Genomic DNA, 19,297 nt, shown 5'->3' with positions numbered 1-19,297 from the left:
ACCTCGCGAGCATAAAACGCGTGTTTTCGCGCATCCGGCACAACAAGAGAGATAACCGAATGACTTCGTTACGACATACAGCTTTAGGACTGGCGATAAGCCTGGCATTTGCAGGTCAGGCGATGGCAGTCACCACTATTCCGTTCTGGCACTCCATGGAAGGTCAGTTAGGTAAAGAAGTTGAATCCCTGGCGCAACGTTTTAATGACACCCATCCGGATTACAAAATTGTGCCGGTGTACAAAGGCAACTACGAGCAGAGCCTGAGCGCGGGTATCGCGGCTTTCCGTACCGGTAATGCGCCAGCTTTGTTACAGGTGTATGAAGTAGGCACCGCCACTATGATGGCGTCGAAAGCCATTAAACCGGTGTACGAAGTGTTCAGCGATGCGGGCATCAAGTTTGATGAAACGCAGTTCGTGCCGACGGTTGCCGGTTACTACACCGATTCAAAAACCGGGCACCTGCTGTCCCAGCCGTTCAACAGCTCCACGCCGGTGCTGTATTACAACAAAGACGCCTTTAAGAAAGCCGGTTTAGATCCGGAGCAGCCGCCGAAAACCTGGCAGGACCTGGCCGCCTATACCGCAAAACTGAAAGCGGCAGGCATGAAATGTGGTTACGCCAGCGGCTGGCAGGGCTGGATCCAGATTGAAAATTTCAGCGCCTGGCATGGTCTGCCGGTCGCCAGCAAAAACAACGGCTTTGACGGCACCGACGCGGTACTGGAATTCAACAAGCCGGAGCAGGTGAAACACATCGCCCTGCTGGCCGATCTGAACAAGAAAGGCGACTTCAGCTACTTTGGCCGCAAGGATGAGTCCACCGAGAAGTTCTATAACGGCGACTGCGCTATTACCACTGCCTCTTCCGGTTCGCTGGCGGATATCCGTCACTACGCCAAATTCAACTACGGTGTCGGCATGATGCCGTATGACGCCGATGTGAAAGGCGCGCCGCAAAACGCCATTATCGGCGGGGCCAGCCTGTGGGTGATGCAGGGTAAAGACAAGCCGACTTACACCGGCGTGGCGCAGTTCCTGGAATTCCTGGCGAAGCCTGAAAATGCGGCTGAATGGCACCAGAAAACCGGCTATCTGCCGATCACCACCGCTGCCTATAACCTGACGCGCGAGCAGGGCTTCTACGATAAAAACCCGGGCGCGGATACCGCAACCCGTCAGATGCTGAACAAGCCGCCGTTGCCGTTCACCAAAGGCCTGCGTCTGGGCAACATGCCGCAGATCCGCACCATTGTGGATGAAGAGCTGGAATCAGTGTGGACCGGCAAGAAAACCCCGCAGCAGGCGCTGGATTCCGCCGTTGAGCGCGGTAATCAGCTGCTGCGCCGCTTCGAGCAGTCGACGAAGTCTTAATGTTTTCATGCCGGATGGCGCTGCGCTTATCCGGCCTACAAGTGGCATTTAGCCTGTAGGCCGGGTAAGGCGAAGCCGCCACCCGGCGCTGTTCAGGAATCCAATCCCCATGTCATCATCCCGTCCGGTATTCCGTTCGCGCTGGCTGCCTTATGCGCTGGTCGCCCCGCAGCTGATTATCACCATCATTTTCTTTATCTGGCCTGCGGGCGAAGCGCTGTGGTACTCGGTACAGAGCGTCGATCCCTTCGGGCTGTCCAGCCAGTTCGTCGGCATGGACAACTTCGTCGCCCTGTTTCATGACAGTTATTACCTCGACTCCTTCTGGACCACCATCAAGTTCAGCGGCATGGTCACCTTCTGGGGATTGCTGAGTTCATTATTCTTCGCCGCGCTGGTGGACTATGTGATCCGCGCCAGCCGCCTGTACCAGACGCTGATGCTGCTGCCTTATGCCGTCGCGCCGGCCATCGCCGCCGTGCTGTGGATCTTCTTATTCAACCCTGGCCGCGGGCTGATCACCCATGCGCTGGAAGCGGTGGGATACAACTGGAACCATGCGCAGAACAGCGGACAGGCGATGTTCCTTGTGGTGTTCGCCTCCATCTGGAAGCAGATCAGCTACAACTTTCTGTTCTTTTTCGCCGCGCTGCAATCAATCCCCCGCTCGCTGGTAGAGGCTGCCGCCATTGACGGCGCCGGGCCGGTGCGTCGCTTCTTCCAGCTGTCGTTACCGCTGATTGCGCCGGTGAGCTTTTTCCTGCTGGTGGTGAATCTGGTATATGCCTTCTTCGATACCTTCCCGGTGATCGACGCCGCGACGGCGGGCGGGCCGGTACAGGCCACCACGACGCTGATCTACAAAATTTACCGCGAAGGCTTCGCCGGACTGGATCTCTCGGCCTCTGCCGCGCAATCGGTGGTGCTGATGCTGCTGGTCATCGGGCTGACCGTCGTGCAGTTCCGCTATGTGGAAAGTAAGGTGCGCTACCAATGATCGAGAACCGCCGCGGGCTGACGATCTTCAGCCATGTCATGTTGATCCTCGGGATCGCCGCCATTCTGTTTCCGCTGTACGTGGCCTTTGTCGCCGCCACGCTGAATAACCAGCAGGTGTTTGAAACGCCGATGACGCTGATCCCCGGCACACATCTGCTGGAAAATATCCGCACCATCTGGCGGGAAGGCGTGGGGGCGAACAGCGCGCCCTTCGGACTGATGCTGCTGAACAGCTTTATCATGGCGTTCAGCATTACGGTCGGCAAAATCGTGGTGTCGATGCTCTCCGCTTTCGCCATCGTCTGGTTCCGCTTTCCCCTGCGTAACCTGTTCTTCTGGATGATTTTTATCACCCTGATGCTGCCCGTTGAAGTGCGTATTTTTCCGACGGTGGAAGTGATCGCCCGGCTGGATATGCTCGACAGCTATACCGGCCTGACGCTGCCGCTGATGGCCTCGGCAACCGCCACCTTCCTGTTTCGCCAGTTCTTTATGACGCTGCCCGACGAGCTGATCGAAGCCGCGCGCATTGATGGCGCATCCCCGATGCGCTTTTTCCGCGACATCGTGCTGCCGCTGTCGAAAACCAATCTGGCGGCGCTGTTTGTCATCACCTTTATCTATGGCTGGAACCAGTATCTGTGGCCGCTGCTGATTGTCAGCGATGTGAACCTCGGCACAGCGGTGGCGGGCATCAAGGGGATGATCGCCACGGGAGAGGGCACCACGCAGTGGAACCACGTTATGGCCGCGATGTTGCTGACGCTCATCCCGCCGGTCGTCATTGTTTTAGCCATGCAGCGTGCCTTTGTGCGTGGTTTAGTTGATAGCGAGAAATAAGATGGCAGGTCTGAAATTACAGGCAGTAACCAAAAGCTGGGATAACGGCAAAACGCAGATTATTCAGCCGCTGACGCTGGACGTGTCGGACGGTGAATTTATTGTCATGGTCGGGCCGTCCGGCTGTGGTAAATCCACGCTGCTGCGTATGGTGGCGGGTCTGGAGCGGGTGTCCAGCGGCGACGTGTGGATCGATCGCCAGCGCGTGACCGAGCTGGAGCCTGTCGATCGCGGTATTGCCATGGTGTTCCAGAACTACGCGCTTTATCCGCACATGAGCGTGGAAGAAAACATGGCCTGGGGCCTGAAAATTCGCGGCATGGGCAAAGCGCACATCGCCGAGCGGGTAAAGGACGCCGCGCGTATTCTGGAGCTGGACGGCCTGCTCAAACGCCGTCCGCGCGAACTGTCCGGCGGGCAGCGTCAGCGTGTGGCGATGGGCCGCGCCATTGTGCGCGATCCGGCGGTCTTCCTGTTTGATGAACCGCTCTCCAACCTCGATGCCAAACTGCGCGTGCAGATGCGCCTTGAGCTGCAACAGCTGCACCGTCGCCTGAAAACCACCTCACTGTACGTCACCCACGATCAGGTGGAAGCCATGACGCTGGCCCAGCGCGTGATGGTGATGAACAAAGGCGTGGCGGAGCAAATCGGCACGCCGGTAGAAGTGTACGAGAAGCCCGCCAGCCGCTTTGTGGCGAGCTTTATCGGCAGCCCGGCGATGAACCTGCTGGAAGGGCGCATCAGCACCAGCGGCACCCATTTTGATCTCGACAGCGGCATGTCGCTGCCGATTAACTGGGTTTACCGTGGCTATACCGGTCGCAAAATGACGCTGGGTATCCGCCCGGAACATATTACGCTAAGCTCACAATCCGCAGGCGGGATCCCGCTGGTGATGGACACGCTGGAAATGCTCGGCGCTGACAACCTGGCCCACGGGCGCTGGGGCGAACAGAAAATGGTGGTCCGTCTGCCGCATCATGAACGTCCTGCACCTGGCAGCACGCTGTGGCTGCATTTCGCGGAAAACCATCTGCACCTTTTCGACGGTGACACAGGACAACGAGTATGAGCAACTGGCCCTATCCCCACATTGTCGCGCATCGCGGCGGCGGCAAACTGGCCCCGGAAAATACCCTGGCCGCCATTGATACCGGCGCGCGCTTCGGCCACACCATGATTGAATTTGACGTGAAATTGTCGCAGGACGGGCAGATCTTCCTGCTGCATGACGACAATCTTGAGCGCACCAGCAACGGCTGGGGCGTGGCGGGCAGGCTGCCGTGGAGCGATCTGTTACAGGTAGACGCGGGAAGCTGGTTCAGCCGCGATTTTACAGGCGAACCCCTGCCGTTGCTGTCGCAGGTGGCGCAGCGCTGCCGCGAGCACGGCATGATGGCGAACATTGAGATCAAACCGACCACCGGCACCGGCCCGCTGACCGGCAAAACCGTGGCGCTGGCGGCACGTGAACTCTGGGCGGACATGACGCCGCCGCTGTTATCATCATTTGATATTGATGCGCTGGAAGCGGCGCAAGAGGCCGTGCCTGAGCTGCCGCGCGGGTTGCTGCTGGATGAGTGGCGGGATGACTGGCGGGCGCTGACGACACAGCTTGGTTGCGTCTCCATCCATCTGAATCATCGCCTGCTGGATGAAGCCCGCATTGCCGCGCTGAAAGACGCCGGGCTGCGTATCCTGGTTTACACCGTCAACAAACCCGGGCGCGCCGCTGAACTGCTGCGCGCCGGGGTGGATTCAATCTGTACCGACAGCATCGACATTATCGGCCCGAACTTTCAGCCTTAAGGACTGATGGTTTTCAGCGGGATATTCGGCTGCGGCGTGCTGCCGGTGTTCTGATTCAGCATGCTGCCGTTCGTCTGCTGCGGCAGCATGTGCTGCTGCGTATTCAGCGAGGCATCGCTGTTATTTAGCATCCCGCCATTGCTGTTTGGCAGCGGCTGCTGGCGCGGCAGCGTCGGTTCGCCCGGCTGGGACTGGATGATCCGCTGCGAGTTGTTATTAATCTGCGATTCCAGATGCTGCTGCTGAATACGGGTCTGCGACTGTAACTGCTGATTCAGCATGCCTTTTTGCTGTGACTGCTGGTTAAGCATCTGCGTCTGCATCCGCTGCTGCGACGGGATCTGATAGTCCGGCAGATTCGGGTTATTCATGGTATTAAGCGGCTGTGCGAAAGCGCCAAACGGCAATAATGCCGCCAGAATCAGGTAGGGTTTCATCATCATCTCCTCTCATGGGGAATAGCTTAAGTTTACTTGCTCTCCGGCAAAACGATGATTTTTTAAGAGTAGTGAACCAGGCTTAAGCGGGGCCTGTTGCTCATATCTCTGGAGAACCGCGATGATGAAACAGAATGTTGTGCGTTGGGTGGCCGTCGCCGCTCTGATGGCAGGGGGATGTTTTGGCGTGGCTGCTGCACCTCCGCCGCCACCGCCGCCGGTGTCATACGGCGTGGAAGCAGATGTCTTCCATCCGGTGCAGGCGAAAGAGGGCATGGTGGCGTCTGTGGATGCGGCAGCGACCCGCGTCGGCGTCGATATTCTTAAGCAGGGCGGTAACGCCGTGGATGCCGCCGTGGCGGTAGGTTATGCGCTGGCGGTTACCCATCCGCAGGCGGGCAATCTGGGCGGCGGCGGGTTTATGCTGCTGCGTACCAAAGACGGGCAGACCACCGCCATCGACTTCCGCGAAATGGCGCCGGCCCAGGCATCGCGCGATATGTTCTTAGACGATCAGGGTAATCCCGACAGTAAAAAATCCCTTACCTCACATTTAGCGACCGGCACGCCGGGCACGGTGGCGGGCTTCTCGCTGGCGCTGGAAAAATACGGCACGCTGCCGCTGAACAAAGTGGTGCAGCCTGCCATCAAACTCGCCAGGCAGGGCTTTACCGTTAACGACGCGCTGGCGGAAGATCTGAAAACCTACGGCAGCGAAGTGTTGCCCAACTATGAAAATAGTAAAGCAATCTTCTGGAAAAACGGTGAGCCGCTGAAAAAAGGCGACAAACTGGTGCAGGCTAATCTGGCTAAAAGCCTGGAGATGATCGCCGAAAAAGGCCCGGAAGCCTTCTACAAAGGCGCGATTGCCGATCAGATCGCCCAGGAGATGAGTAAAAACGGCGGCCTGATCACCAAAGAGGATCTGGCTGCCTATAAAGCCGTTGAGCGCACGCCCATTAGCGGCACCTATCGCGGTTATGAGGTGTTCTCCATGCCGCCGCCGTCCTCCGGCGGGATCCACATCGTGCAGATCCTGAATATCCTCGAAAACTTCGATCTGGCGAAATATGGCTTTGGCAGCGCCGATGCCATGCAGGTGATGGCAGAAGCGGAAAAATATGCTTATGCCGATCGCTCGGAATATTTAGGCGACCCGGATTTTGTGAAGGTGCCGTGGCAGGCGCTGACCAATAAGGAATATGCCAAATCCATCGCCCAGCAGATCGATGTGACAAAGGCGAAGCCGTCGAGCCAGATCCGCCCGGGCAAGCTCGCGCCTTACGAAAGTAATCAGACCACGCATTTCTCGGTAGTGGATAAAGACGGGAACGCCGTCTCAGTCACTTACACCCTGAACACTACGTTCGGAACGGGCATTGTGGCAGGGAATACCGGTATCCTGCTGAATAACGAAATGGATGATTTCTCGGCTAAACCGGGCGTACCTAACGTTTACGGGCTGGTGGGCGGCGATGCGAACGCCGTGGGGCCGGGCAAACGTCCACTGTCGTCGATGTCGCCCACTATCGTGGTAAAAGACGGTAAAACCTGGCTGGTCACCGGCAGTCCGGGAGGCAGCCGTATTATCACGACCGTGCTGCAAATGGTGGTCAACAGCATTGATTTTGGGATGAACGTCGCCGAAGCAACCAACGCGCCGCGCTTCCATCATCAGTGGTTGCCGGACGAGCTGCGCGTGGAAAAAGGCTTCAGCCCGGATACGCTGAAACTGCTGGAACAAAAAGGGCAGAAAGTCGCCGTGAAAGAGGCGATGGGCAGTACGCAGAGCATTATGATCGCCCCTGACGGTATGCGATACGGCGCATCAGATCCGCGCTCGGTGGATGATCTGACGGCGGGGTATTAACTTTTATGCCCCTCACCCCGGCCCTCTCCCGTGGGGAGAGGGGGAGTATGGCATCGGTTTATGCCCTCTCCCCTGGGGAGAGGGGCAGGGTGAGGGGCGCTATTTCATCCGCGCCATAAACAGCGCATCGATATATTCGCCGTTACGCAGCGCATATTTTTTGCCGGTGCCTTCGGTTTCAAATCCGTATTTACGATACAGCGCCAGCGCAGGCGCATTATCGACAAAGACCGTCAATTCGATACGTTCAATACGCAGCCAGTTGTCGCACAGGTTGACCATCTCACGCAGTAACGCGCTGCCGACGCCGCGGTTGCGGAAATCGGGCGATACGCTGATGCCAAAGGTCGCCACGTGACTGCGGCGCGGGTTCTGCTCGACGCTCAGCGCCAGATGGCCTGTAACAATACCGTCAATACAGGCCACCAGATGGCGACGACCCGGCTGTGGTTTTAGTCGCTCCTGCCACATTTCCATAGAAGGATGCGGAATTTGTAGCGTGTCGTGATACACCTCCGGCTGGGCATTCAACTGGCGTAATGCTTCGGCGTCGTCCGGTTGTACGTGGCGGATCACAATATCGCTCATTCCTTTTTCTCCTGTGGGTGAATTATCCCCTTTAACATCAGGTACTCCGCAATGTGCGTCAACTGCCATTTTTGTGACTAAACCGGGAAGTTACTCAAACCAGGGGCCGAAATAATCCGGGTAATGTTGGAGATGGCGCGAAAGAGCGGCGCATTTTCATCGAGATCGGTAACAATCAAATCAACGTCATTCAAATCAGAGGCTTTATGCAAATGCGTTAAACCAAACTTTGTCTGGTCAGCAACGACGATAACCTGCTGTGCCTGACGCATTATCGCTTTTTTTGTATAAGCATCTTCTTCATTTGGCAGGGTGATCCCTGAATTCAGATCGATGCCCTCGGTGCCAATAAATACAATATCAAAATTAAATTGCTTAATATAATCAACAGCCTGTAAGCCTAAAAACCCCTGAGATAAACTGCGATATTTCCCCGGTATAACATGGAGGTCTATCGATTCGTATTTAGAAAGCGCATTCATTGCAAGCAGCGAGTTGGTATAAAAAGTACAGTTTTCGGTACGGAAAATTTCCTTTGCCACGGCGAGGGTCGTGGTTCCCGTTTCGATAAATACTGAGCTTCCCGGCTTCACCAGTTGCTTACACCAGCCAGCAATGCATTTTTTAGCGTCGGGATTTGCTTCTTCTTTGAGGGACATCGGGTACTCAGAGGCGTTCCTTTCACAGGTGATAGCACCACCGTAAATCAACTGTATTGCACCGGTACTCGCCAGCGCTTTAAAATCCCGATTGATAGTCATCGTCGAAACATTCAGCTTGCGGGCTAAATCCTGCGTGTTCACCTCACCATTAACCTTAATGGTTTCAAGAATATAGATTTGCCGTTTGGTTTGTTTCATCAAACTTTCTCTCAAAGGTATTATCAGCGCGCTAATGCTAATTAAATACAGATAAAACAAGAAATTACACTTGTTTATAGACATCCGGCAAGCATAAACCCCTCAGGTTCGTTATTTCTGCTGCTCATCTGTGAGGTAGAGCACAGTTGGGTGTTATTTTGATAATTTTGCGTGATCTGCTGCTCACTTAGTGATCAAAGTATAACATAAAGCAACATTTTATGTTTATTGTGTTGCCTTGTAACAAAGTGCATAGCCTAAAGAAGCTTTTATTATCCAATCTTATAACTCTCGCAAGGAGGGAGTGTTATGGGGAAATATACGGAAATGTCCAGACTTGCCATAGGGCATCTTGGTGGAAATGAAAATATTAGTCATGTAACCCATTGTGCGACCAGACTTCGCATAGATGTTATAAAAAGAAGTCATGTAAATTCTGACGCAATAAAAAACCTACCGGATTGCGCAGGCGTCATCATTAAAGATAAGCAAATCCAGATTATCATCGGGCCAAATGTGAATGATGCCTGGCATGATTTTGTTGCGGTTTCTGGGTGGAAGGAGAGTGCAGGCGAGCGGGGCAGTAATGACGTAGAGGAAGATGGCCCACGTAATGCCGCCTGGTATCTGAATAAGTTCGGAAACTTTGTTTCGCCCATTTTCATGCCTGTGGTACCAGCAATGATTGTCGGCGGTATGATCCTTGCGATACGTAATCTGCTAATGAACTATTTTGGTATGGATATCAATAGCGGAACGGCAAACGTATTACTGGCGATATTTCAGGCTGGCTTTACCTTTCTGCCAGTTTATATTGGTTATACTCTCGCATCGCAACTGAAAATGCAGCCTATTATGGGCGCATTTTTAGGGGCGGTATTGCTGACGGAAAGGATAAATGATGTTGCTGGCCTGAATTTTCTTGGGATACCGATCCCGCAGATTGATTACGGTTCAGCCATTTTGCCGATTATTCTCGGTGTTTTCTTCATGTACTATGTTGATAAAGTGCTGAAGAAAATCATTCCCGAAGCCGTTATCTACTTTGTAAAACCCCTGCTGACAATGTTTATCGTAGTACCAGTACAGCTAATCATACTGGGGCCTCTGGGGACTTACTTAAGCGGTGCGATAGGTGATTTCTGTATCTGGTTAGGCGATGCCGTGGGTTTCCTTTCGCAACCTATTCTGGCTGCGGTTTATCCGTATATGGTGATGCTCGGCATCGATAAAGCTATCTCTCCCATTTCTGTTCACCTAATCGCAACCGTTGGCTTCAACTCGGTTACCGGGACCATGGGGTTTATCTCGAATATTTGTATCGGCGCGACCGCTCTGGGAGTTGCCAGCAGTATTAAAAACAATAAAGCCCAGAAAGGTATGATCGCCTCCTTTGCCGTAACGGCGCTGTGTGGTGTCACCGAACCTGCATTTTATGGCAGCTTGCTGATGCGACCCAAAGTACTTATTGGTACCGCCGTGGGGGCAGTGAGTGGTGGGGTTATTGCTGGCCTGATGGGGCTTCGCTCTTTCGTTGAAGGTGGATGCCCTGGTCTATTAACGTTTTTATTCTTTGTTGATAAAAGTGGGAGCCTGCATTACGTAATAATTGCCGCAATTGTTGCTGTCGTGGCGATACTGGTATCGTTTTTTGCCACCAGAATCATTTTATCATTAGATAATAAAAATTTGCTTAGCCACCGGACTGTATCTGAATAAGTGCGATGCACCACACATTTTAAATAGGTGAAAGTGATTTCTTATATCCGGATAAATAAGGACTATAAAAATGAAAGTACTCGTTGGCCATTTCATGACGGAGTCAAATGCAAATATTCCGCTTAAGAATAAAATCAGCGATTTTCTTTTATCATTCGGCGATGAATGTATTGAAAGAATGCATGTGGGAACTGTTTTCGCTGAAGCAGGTATTGAATTAATTCCGGCGGTCTATGCTGATGCAGGCTCGTCGGGCGTCATAACCAAAGAGGCATTCGACTACATTGAACATTGTTTCCTGGACGCGACGCGCAACCACTTGCATGAAATTGACGGCATTTATCTGATGTTGCATGGTGCCAGCCAGGTTGAAGGCCTTGGCTCAGGCGATCATCATATCCTGAAGAAAATCCGTGAAATTGTTGGCGATTATATGCCTGTTGCCGTGGTATGCGATCCTCATGGTAATTTATGTGCGGATTATGTGAATGCCACCACCCTGATCCGCAGCTACAGAGAGTCACCCCATACAGATAGCCTTGATACCGCTAAACAGGTGGCGTCAATGCTCTGTAACCTCCTCAGAGAGCGTCAGAATATTCACTCTGTCTATCGTAAACTGCCTCTAATTCTGGGCGGCGAACAAAGCGTCTCATCCGACGAACCTGTCAAAAGTATCAATCACTATATGAATGAATTGGAAAATGATCCACGGATCATGAGCGTCAGCTGGCATCCAGGCTATATACGCCATGATACGGATGTCGCCGGGTGTGGGATCGTTGTGGTACCCGCTACGGCAGAGGATCAATCTTATGCTGAAGAGATAGCCGATCAACTGGCAGATTATGTGTGGAATAAACGGCATGAATTTCATTATACCGGATTAACCGCGCAGCCTGATGAAGCTTTAAAAATGGCACTGGCGTTTAAAGATAAACCGGTATTTATTACGGATTCCGGGGATAACACGACATCCGGTGCTACCGGATGGAATACTTATATTCTGCGCCAGTTTTTAGAGGTCGGCGATCTGACTAAAAAAGTATTGTTTGCCAACATTTGCGATCCGCAAACTTATCAGCAACTTAGTCAGCTGGGAATAGGTGAAGAAGCGCATATTAACCTTGGCGTCGATTATGATGAGATGTCCAAAAGCGTTGGTCTTGACGTTACGGTTAAGGCCCGTGGCGAGCTACGCGGTTATATGCTTCATCCTCATGAGGCCTGCTATGGATACAGTGTTACCGTCTCAGTAAAAGGAAGACCTGTTGATATTGTGGTAGCCAGCACCCGGCAAACGATGGCAGAGCAACATCAGTTTACTGGCGCAGGGCTTGACTGGGATGAATATGACATCATTGTCGTTAAGCAAGGCTATATTTTTCCCGAGCTTAAAGAAAAAGGGAAATTATGTGTGATGTCCCTTACCCCCGGCGCGACGCCTCAGAATACACGCGCCATCCCTTTCAAAAGAATTATGCGCCCCATGTTTCCGATCGATGATATTTGACATATTGCTTTGCACGGTGATTGGTAAAAGAGGTTAAGATGAAAAAATATGACATAAGGCTTAAAAAAATCCGGCCACCCGAGAAAGATTGCGCAGGCACGCCTGTGGCACTCACGGATGAAACCATCCAGCACAGAAAAAACAAAATACTGACCATGATGAAGCAACGTGGCCTTGAGCAGTTGGTGATCTATGGTGACGTGGAACATTGCGGGAATTTCGAGTACCTCACCGGTTTTTTTACCCGCTTTGAAGAGGCGCTGATGGTTATTAACGTCGATGGTGAAATAACCCTGGTGCTCGGCAATGAAAATCTCAACAAAGTCAGTAAGGCGCGCGTCAAGGCCAGGGCAGTGCATTTATCTCATTTTTCACTGCCTAATCAACCCAACAGAAACGATAAATCGATTAAAGAATTACTTATTGAAGCCGGTATTCGTGAGAATGCGCGCACCGGTTTAGTTGGCTGGAAGATGTTTACCGATGGTTCAGCGATCGATAAAAAGATTTATGATTTGCCTTCTTTTATCGTCGATACCATTCGCAACATCGTCGGCAATGAAGCCTGTTTGACCAATGAAATCGATTTATTTATCGGCGAAAACGGTGTCAGAACGGTAAACAATGCTAACGAAATCGCGCACTATGAATATGGTGCGGCGTTAGCCTCCGATTGTATTCTGGATGCGATGAACGCGCTGGCTCCTGGCGTTACCGAGCAGGAATTAGGCGATCGTCTGGTGCGTTCAGGTCAGCATACAAACATTGTCACCATCGCTGCCAGCGGGCCGCGCTTTATAAAAGGTAACCTGTTTCCTGGCGAGAACACGGTGAAATATGGCGATACGATTTCATTGACCGTAGGCTATCGCGGCGGCGCTTCCAGTCGCGCCGGATATGCCGTAAACGGTTCTAATCTCTTATCAACCGGGGCGGAAAATTATCTGGACGCGATCGCCCGACCCTATTTTGCGGCCTATGTTCACTGGCTGGAAGCGATCACCGTAGGTATGCGCGGCGGGGAACTGTTTGATCGTATCGACGCGATATTACCACGGGAAAAATATCACTGGTCGCTTTGTCCGGGGCACCTGACCGCTGAAGAAGAGTGGATGTCTTCTCCCATTTACGAAGGCTCTCAGCAAACATTGCAGAGCGGAATGATCCTGCAAATTGACATCATTCCTTCCATCCCCAATCTTGGCGGCGTTTCTGCGGAAAGCACCGTACTGCTGGCAGACAAACAGTTGCAACGGGAAATTGAGTTTCAGTACCCACAGCTATGGCAGCGGATGCAACGGCGCAGGCATTATCTTATCGAAACACTGGGCATCAACCTGTCCGCGGACATCTTACCGATGTGCAGTACAGTTGCTTATTTGCGCCCCTGGTTGCTGGACCATGACACCGCCTTTGTCTGCCATTTTTTGCAAAAAGGGGTAGACAAGTGCGAATGATAATGATTATTATTGCCATGCGTTCAGGGGGACCGCTACGGTAAACCTGAAAGCACGACATTGCTCACATTGCTTCCAGTATTATCTTAGCCAGCCGCGTGCTGGCTTTTTTTTTGCCATGTTGTCACCCCGGCATTTGCGCTATGGTTATGAAAGTAACCTTAAAAAGGACGATACCATGACCCTGCATTGCGCATTTATTGGATTTGGCAAAAGCACCACCCGCTATCACCTTCCGTACGTTCTCAACCGCAAAGACACCTGGCATGTGGCGCATATTTTCCGCCGTCATGCGAAACCGGAAGAGCAGCAGCCGCAGTATCAGCATATCCATTTCACCAGCGATCTGGACGAGGTATTAGGGGATCCGCAGGTAAAACTGGTGGTGGTCTGCACCCATGCCGACAGCCATTTTGAGTACGCGAAACGCGCGCTGGAAGCCGGTAAAAACGTACTGGTAGAGAAGCCATTCACGCCGACGCTGGCCGAAGCAAAAACCTTATTTGAACTGGCGAGAAGCAAAGGTCTGACCGTTACGCCGTACCAGAATCGTCGCTTTGATTCCTGCTTCCTGACGGCGAAAAAAGCCATCGAGAGCGGCAAACTGGGGGATATTGTCGAAATCGAAAGCCATTTCGATTACTTCCGTCCGGTGGCGGAAACCAAACCCGGCCTGCCGCAGGATGGCATGTTTTACGGGCTTGGCGTGCACACCATGGATCAGATCATCTCGCTGTTTGGCCGCCCGGATCATGTCTCCTATGACATCCGCAGCCTGCGTAACAAAGCCAACCCGGATGATACCTACGAAGCGCAGCTGTTTTACGGCGACCTGAAAGCCATCGTCAAAACCAGCCACTATGTGAAGATCGACTACCCGAAATTTATCGTCCACGGCACCAAAGGCTCGTTTGTTAAATACGGTATCGATCAGCAGGAAACCAGTCTGAAGGCCAATATCATGCCGGGCGAGGCGGGCTTTGCCGCCGACGATAGCATCGCCACGCTGGAGTACGTTAATGACGCTGGTGAAACCGTGCGTGAAGAGTGGCCTGCGGAAACCGGCGACTATGGCCGGGTCTATGATGCGCTCTACGCCACCATCACTGAGGGGCAGCCGAATTACGTCAAGGAATCTGAAGTAATGACCAACCTCGAGATCCTGGAGCGCGGCTTTGAGCAGGCCTCGCCATCCACCGTAACCCTCGCTAAATAAGCGGATTTGGCTCCTCTGCACTTGTTCACTTTTTTTGAACAGAGGAGTCAATTTTCACCCACTATCATCCCGAATCGATTACGTCCACACTTACTCCATCGAAAACAGACGGGGTGAAAAAAATGATTTTCTTACGCAAAGCAAACGAACGTGGTCATGCAAATCATGGCTGGCTGGACTCCTGGCACACTTTCTCTTTCGCCGATTATTACGATCCGAACTTTATGGGATTCTCTGCGCTGCGCGTCATTAACGATGACGTGATCGACGCAGGCCAGGGCTTCGGAACGCACCCGCACAAAGACATGGAAATTTTGACCTACGTGCTGGAAGGGGCGGTTGAGCACCAGGACAGCATGGGGAATAAAGAGCAGGTTCCGGCTGGTGAATTCCAGATCATGAGCGCCGGTACCGGCGTGCGTCACTCGGAATACAACCCGAGCGCCACCGACAAGCTGCACCTGTATCAAATCTGGATCATTCCGGAAAAAACCGGCATCACGCCGCGCTACGAACAGCGCCGCTTTGACGCCGCCCAGGGCCGCCAGCTGGTGCTGTCGCCGGATGCCCGTGACGGTTCCCTGAAGGTGAATCAGGATATGGAACTGTCCCGCTGGGCGCTGCTGAAAGATGAGCAGTCGGTTTACCAGGTGGCTGCAGAACGCCGCATCTGGATCCAGGTGGTGAAAGGTGAAGTGTCCATCAACGGCACCAAAGCCACCACGGCGGATGGTCTGGCAATCTGGGATGAGCAGGCGCTCTCCATCCATGCCGACAGCGACAGCGAAATTCTGCTGTTTGACCTGCCGCCTGTTTGATCCCGCTTAAATAAATAACACAACCTCCCCGTATCTGCGGGGAGGTTGTCTGCTGTCCGTGATAAACTGGAGCAATGTTTTCCCGTTTATCACACAGGCACGATGAAAAAGAAAAGACCCGTACTTCAGGACGTTGCAGATCGCGTTGGCGTGACCAAAATGACCGTCAGCCGGTTCCTGCGTAACCCGGAGCAAGTCTCCGTCGCGTTACGCGGCAAAATCGCTGCTGCGCTTGATGAACTGGGTTACATTCCCAATCGCGCCCCGGATATTCTCTCCAATGCCACCAGCCGCGCCATTGGCGTGCTGCTGCCTTCTTTGACCAACCAGGTTTTTGCCGAAGTGCTGCGCGGTATTGAAAGCGTCACCGATGCGAACGGCTATCAGACCATGCTGGCGCACTACGGCTATAAACCGGAGCTGGAAGAAGAGCGGCTGGAATCGATGTTTTCCTGGAATATCGACGGGCTGATCCTCACCGAGCGCAGCCACACGCCGCGTACGCTGAAAATGATCGAAGTGGCGGGCATCCCGGTGGTGGAGCTGATGGACAGCAAATCTCCGTGCCTGGATATTGCCGTCGGTTTTGATAACCTGGAAGCGGCGCGCCAGATGACGGCGGAAATCATCAGCCGCGGGCATCGCCACGTCGCCTATCTGGGTGCACGTCTGGATGAACGTACTATCATCAAACAGCGGGGGTATGAACAGGCCATGCGTGAAGCCGGTCTGACGCCTTACAGCGTGATGGTGGAGCAATCCTCATCTTACACCGCCGGGATTGAACTGATGCGCCAGGCGCGTCGTGAATATCCGCAGCTCGACGGCATTTTTTGTACCAATGACGATCTGGCCGTCGGCGCCGCCTTTGAATGTCAGCGTCTGGGGTTAACCATTCCCGGCGACATGGCGATTGCGGGTTTTCACGGCCACGACATCGGGCAGGTAATGGAGCCGCGTCTGGCCAGCGTCCTGACGCCGCGCGAACGTATGGGCCGCATCGGGGCTGAGCGCCTGCTGGCGCGTATTCGTGGCGAAACCGTGACGCCGAAAATGTTAGATTTGGGTTTTACCCTGTCGCCGGGCGGTTCCATTTAGTCTGACAAATTTGAAGTGGCTCACATTTATTCACTTCTGGCGCGAATGGATATTGCTTCTCCGCATCCCCGGCATGAAAATGTTACCGATAACTGTTACCCGTAACAATTGACCTCAGCACGAGTGGGAGCAACGCCTTGAGTACGACAAATCTTGATCACCATGTCTATGTCCTGATGGGCGTATCGGGCAGCGGTAAATCCGCCGTCGCCAGCGAAGTGGCGCACCAGATCCAGGCCGCCTTCCTCGATGGCGATTTCCTGCATCCGCGCAGCAACATCATGAAAATGGCTGCCGGCGATCCGCTGAATGACGACGACCGCAAGCCGTGGCTACAGGCGCTTAACGACGCCGCTTTTGCCATGCAGCGCACTAATAAAGTGTCGCTGATCGTCTGCTCGGCGCTGAAAAAGCGCTATCGCGATCTGCTGCGTGACGGTAACCCGAATCTTTCTTTTATTTACCTGAAGGGCGAATTTGACGTGATCGAAACCCGCCTGAAGGCGCGTAAAGGCCACTTCTTTAAAACCCAGATGCTGGTGACGCAGTTTGATGCCCTTGAAGAGCCGGGCAGCGACGAGCAGGACGTGCTGGTGGTGGATATCGATCAGCCGCTGGACGGCGTGGTCGCCAGCACCATTGCGGTGATTAAGCAGTAACGCCGGGAAGTGAAACAGGTAACATCGTAAGACGCCGGGAAGGGCACAAGCCTGCCCGGCTTTTTTATTAGCTTTTCATCCACGCGCGGATGCCGTCCAGGAACATCTGGGTGGCGAGCATCACCAGGATTAGCCCCATCAGGCGCTCCAGCGCGTTCACGCCTTTATCCCCCAGCAGACGCAGGAATAATGACGACTGCAACAGAATCGCCACGGTGCCGCCCCAGGCCAGCAGCAGGGCGATGACCAGATGCCCCATCTGATTCGGATACTGATGCGATAACAGCATCAGCGTGGCGAGCAGCGTCGGGCCTGCCACCAGCGGGATGGCGAGCGGCACGATAAACGGCTCTTCGCCCGCAGGCAGCCCGTGGCTGCCGCCGGTCGGGCTGGGAAAAATCATCTTAATGGCGATTAAAAACAGAATGATGCCGCCCGAAATCGACACGGTTTCAGCGCGCAGATTCAGGAATGACAGGATCTTCTCGCCGGCAAACAGAAAAATCAGCATCAAAAGCAGGGCGATCAGCAGCTCGCGGATCATAATGGCCCGGCGGCGCTTCGGCTCCGTGTGCTTGAGCACCGACATAAAAATAGGCAGGTTGCCGAGTGGATCCATAATCAGGATCAACAGCACCGCGGCGGAGATGATTTCGTTCATTTAATACTTTCCCTAATACTCGCCCCAGATTTTTTGCCTATAAGCTCTATTTCTGACGACGTCGCTATCATTGATTAATTTCACTTGCGACTTTAGCTGCATTTTGTAAGGTGAAGGGACGCCAGTCGGAAACTGGTTCGCACACACAGCACACACCTTCGCAGGAAAAATACGCTATGAAAAATGTTGGTTTTATCGGCTGGCGCGGAATGGTCGGCTCCGTACTCATGCAACGCATGGTAGAAGAGCGCGATTTCGACGCCATTCGCCCGGTTTTCTTTTCAACGTCCCAGCTGGGTCAGGCCGCGCCGACATTCGGTAGCACACCGGCTGGCACGCTCCAGGATGCGTATGATCTGGAGGCGTTGAAGGCACTCGACATCATTGTCACCTGCCAGGGCGGCGATTATACCAACGAAATCTATCCAAAGCTTCGTGAAAGCGGCTGGCAGGGTTACTGGATCGATGCCGCCTCGTCGCTGCGTATGAAAGACGATGCCATCATCATTCTGGATCCGGTCAACCAGGACGTGATTACCCGCGGCCTGAACGAGGGCGTAAAAACCTTCGTCGGCGGTAACTGCACTGTCAGCCTGATGCTGATGTCCCTCGGCGGCCTGTTCGCCCAGGATCTGGTGGAGTGGGTGTCGGTGGCAACTTACCAGGCGGCTTCCGGCGGCGGCGCGCGCCATATGCGTGAACTGTTAACGCAAATGGGCCAGCTGCATCACCACGTCTCTGACGAGCTGGCTAACCCGGCGTCGGCCATTCTTGATATCGAACGCAAAGTGACGGCGCTCAGCCGCAGCGGCGAGCTGGCGGTGGACAACTTCGGCGTGCCGCTGGCGGGCAGTCTGATCCCGTGGATCGACAAACAGCTCGATAACGGCCAGAGCCGCGAAGAGTGGAAAGGCCAGGCGGAGACCAACAAAATTCTGCGTACCTCGTCCGTGATTCCGGTCGACGGTCTGTGCGTGCGCGTCGGCGCGCTGCGCTGCCACAGCCAGGCTTTCACCATTAAACTGAAGAAAGATGTGTCCATTCCCACAGTTGAAGAGATGCTGGCGGCGCATAATGAGTGGGCGAAAGTGGTGCCTAACGACCGCGACATCACTATGCGTGAACTGACCCCGGCAGCGGTTACCGGTACGCTGACCACGCCAGTCGGTCGTCTGCGTAAGCTCAACATGGGGCCGGAATATCTCTCTGCCTTTACCGTCGGCGATCAGCTGTTGTGGGGCGCCGCAGAGCCGTTACGGCGCATGCTGCGCCAGCTGGCGTAAGACTTATATTCAGAGCGGAGGTGCGGTGTCACCTCCTTTTTTTTGCGTATTACATGGAGGAAACGCGAATGTTTCAAATAAGTCGGGAGAT

General features: G+C 53.7%; 18 protein-coding genes. 14 read left to right on the top strand and 4 right to left on the bottom strand.

The genetic code is table 11. The features are described 5' to 3' along the window. Positions 1-59 precede the first annotated feature (59 nt). The 5 genes from ugpB to ugpQ all read left to right on the top strand — a co-directional run bounded on the left by ugpB (position 60) and on the right by ugpQ (position 5,027). On the top strand, positions 60-1,376 hold the full coding sequence (gene ugpB / locus BMF08_RS04205) for a sn-glycerol-3-phosphate ABC transporter substrate-binding protein UgpB (protein ID WP_072571194.1): 1,317 nt from the start codon (positions 60-62) through the stop codon (positions 1,374-1,376). A 109-nt stretch (positions 1,377-1,485) separates the two neighbouring features. Beyond that, complete coding sequence (gene ugpA, locus BMF08_RS04200; protein ID WP_072571195.1) at positions 1,486-2,373, top strand: sn-glycerol-3-phosphate ABC transporter permease UgpA; 888 nt, start codon at positions 1,486-1,488, stop codon at positions 2,371-2,373. After that, entirely contained in the window at positions 2,370-3,215 is an 846-nt protein-coding gene (ugpE, locus tag BMF08_RS04195; RefSeq protein WP_072571196.1) for a sn-glycerol-3-phosphate ABC transporter permease UgpE, read from the top strand. The genes ugpA and ugpE overlap by 4 nt, the downstream gene beginning before the upstream one ends. A gap of 1 nt (position 3,216) precedes the next feature. Then, a complete protein-coding gene (locus BMF08_RS04190) occupies positions 3,217-4,290 on the top strand; it encodes a sn-glycerol-3-phosphate import ATP-binding protein UgpC (RefSeq protein WP_072571197.1) in 1,074 nt (357 codons plus the stop codon). Further along, positions 4,287-5,027, top strand: coding sequence for a glycerophosphodiester phosphodiesterase (gene ugpQ / locus BMF08_RS04185; protein ID WP_072571198.1), 741 nt, complete (start codon positions 4,287-4,289; stop codon positions 5,025-5,027). Before BMF08_RS04190 ends, ugpQ begins: the two co-directional genes overlap by 4 nt. On the opposite strand, the gene BMF08_RS04180 is transcribed toward ugpQ, so the two are convergent. Next, positions 5,024-5,464: a DUF2756 family protein gene (locus BMF08_RS04180; RefSeq protein ID WP_072571199.1), complete on the bottom strand. Its 441-nt coding sequence runs from the start codon at positions 5,462-5,464 to the stop codon at positions 5,024-5,026. The two genes, ugpQ and BMF08_RS04180, sit on opposite strands and share 4 nt — an antisense overlap. 124 nt (positions 5,465-5,588) lie before the next feature. Between BMF08_RS04180 and ggt the strand changes: the two genes are divergently transcribed. After that, complete coding sequence (ggt, locus tag BMF08_RS04175; protein WP_442778381.1) at positions 5,589-7,334, top strand: gamma-glutamyltransferase; 1,746 nt, start codon at positions 5,589-5,591, stop codon at positions 7,332-7,334. Positions 7,335-7,433: 99 nt separating this feature from the next. Here the strand turns inward: ggt and yhhY are convergent, their stop codons facing one another. Continuing rightward, a complete protein-coding gene (yhhY, locus tag BMF08_RS04170; RefSeq protein WP_072571201.1) occupies positions 7,434-7,922 on the bottom strand; it encodes an N-acetyltransferase in 489 nt (162 codons plus the stop codon). Positions 7,923-7,999: 77 nt separating this feature from the next. After that, complete coding sequence (locus BMF08_RS04165; protein ID WP_072571202.1) at positions 8,000-8,782, bottom strand: DeoR/GlpR family DNA-binding transcription regulator; 783 nt, start codon at positions 8,780-8,782, stop codon at positions 8,000-8,002. A 309-nt stretch (positions 8,783-9,091) separates the two neighbouring features. Between BMF08_RS04165 and BMF08_RS04160 the strand changes: the two genes are divergently transcribed. The 7 genes from BMF08_RS04160 to gntK all read left to right on the top strand — a co-directional run bounded on the left by BMF08_RS04160 (position 9,092) and on the right by gntK (position 17,262). Beyond that, positions 9,092-10,501 carry a PTS transporter subunit EIIC gene (locus BMF08_RS04160; protein WP_072571203.1) on the top strand — a complete coding sequence of 470 codons (1,410 nt, stop codon included), beginning with the start codon at positions 9,092-9,094 and terminating at the stop codon, positions 10,499-10,501. A 70-nt stretch (positions 10,502-10,571) separates the two neighbouring features. Further along, complete coding sequence (locus BMF08_RS04155; RefSeq protein ID WP_072571204.1) at positions 10,572-12,014, top strand: M81 family metallopeptidase; 1,443 nt, start codon at positions 10,572-10,574, stop codon at positions 12,012-12,014. 38 nt (positions 12,015-12,052) lie between these two features. Then, positions 12,053-13,471, top strand: a complete 1,419-nt coding sequence (locus BMF08_RS04150) for a M24 family metallopeptidase (protein WP_072571205.1) — start codon at positions 12,053-12,055, stop codon at positions 13,469-13,471. Between the two features lie 178 nt (positions 13,472-13,649). After that, complete coding sequence (locus BMF08_RS04145; RefSeq protein ID WP_072571206.1) at positions 13,650-14,687, top strand: oxidoreductase; 1,038 nt, start codon at positions 13,650-13,652, stop codon at positions 14,685-14,687. Positions 14,688-14,809: 122 nt separating this feature from the next. Next, a complete protein-coding gene (locus BMF08_RS04140) occupies positions 14,810-15,505 on the top strand; it encodes a pirin family protein (protein ID WP_072571207.1) in 696 nt (231 codons plus the stop codon). A 102-nt stretch (positions 15,506-15,607) separates the two neighbouring features. Beyond that, positions 15,608-16,603, top strand: coding sequence for a gluconate operon transcriptional repressor GntR (gene gntR / locus BMF08_RS04135; RefSeq protein WP_072571208.1), 996 nt, complete (start codon positions 15,608-15,610; stop codon positions 16,601-16,603). Between the two features lie 137 nt (positions 16,604-16,740). Then, a complete protein-coding gene (gene gntK, locus BMF08_RS04130) occupies positions 16,741-17,262 on the top strand; it encodes a gluconokinase (RefSeq protein WP_072571209.1) in 522 nt (173 codons plus the stop codon). 67 nt (positions 17,263-17,329) lie between these two features. Here gntK and BMF08_RS04125 read toward each other — a convergent pair whose 3' ends face one another. Next, complete coding sequence (locus BMF08_RS04125) at positions 17,330-17,923, bottom strand: YhgN family NAAT transporter (protein ID WP_072571210.1); 594 nt, start codon at positions 17,921-17,923, stop codon at positions 17,330-17,332. A 176-nt stretch (positions 17,924-18,099) separates the two neighbouring features. On the opposite strand from BMF08_RS04125, the gene asd reads away from it, so the two are divergent. Beyond that, positions 18,100-19,206 (top strand): aspartate-semialdehyde dehydrogenase, encoded by a 1,107-nt coding sequence (asd, locus tag BMF08_RS04120; RefSeq protein ID WP_072571211.1) that lies wholly within the window; start codon positions 18,100-18,102, stop codon positions 19,204-19,206. Positions 19,207-19,297: the final 91 nt, after the last annotated feature.

It is taken from the genome of Enterobacter sp. SA187 (assembly GCF_001888805.2).
Classification (GTDB): domain Bacteria; phylum Pseudomonadota; class Gammaproteobacteria; order Enterobacterales; family Enterobacteriaceae; genus Enterobacter_D.
This window is presented reverse-complemented; position numbering and strand designations above follow the sequence as displayed.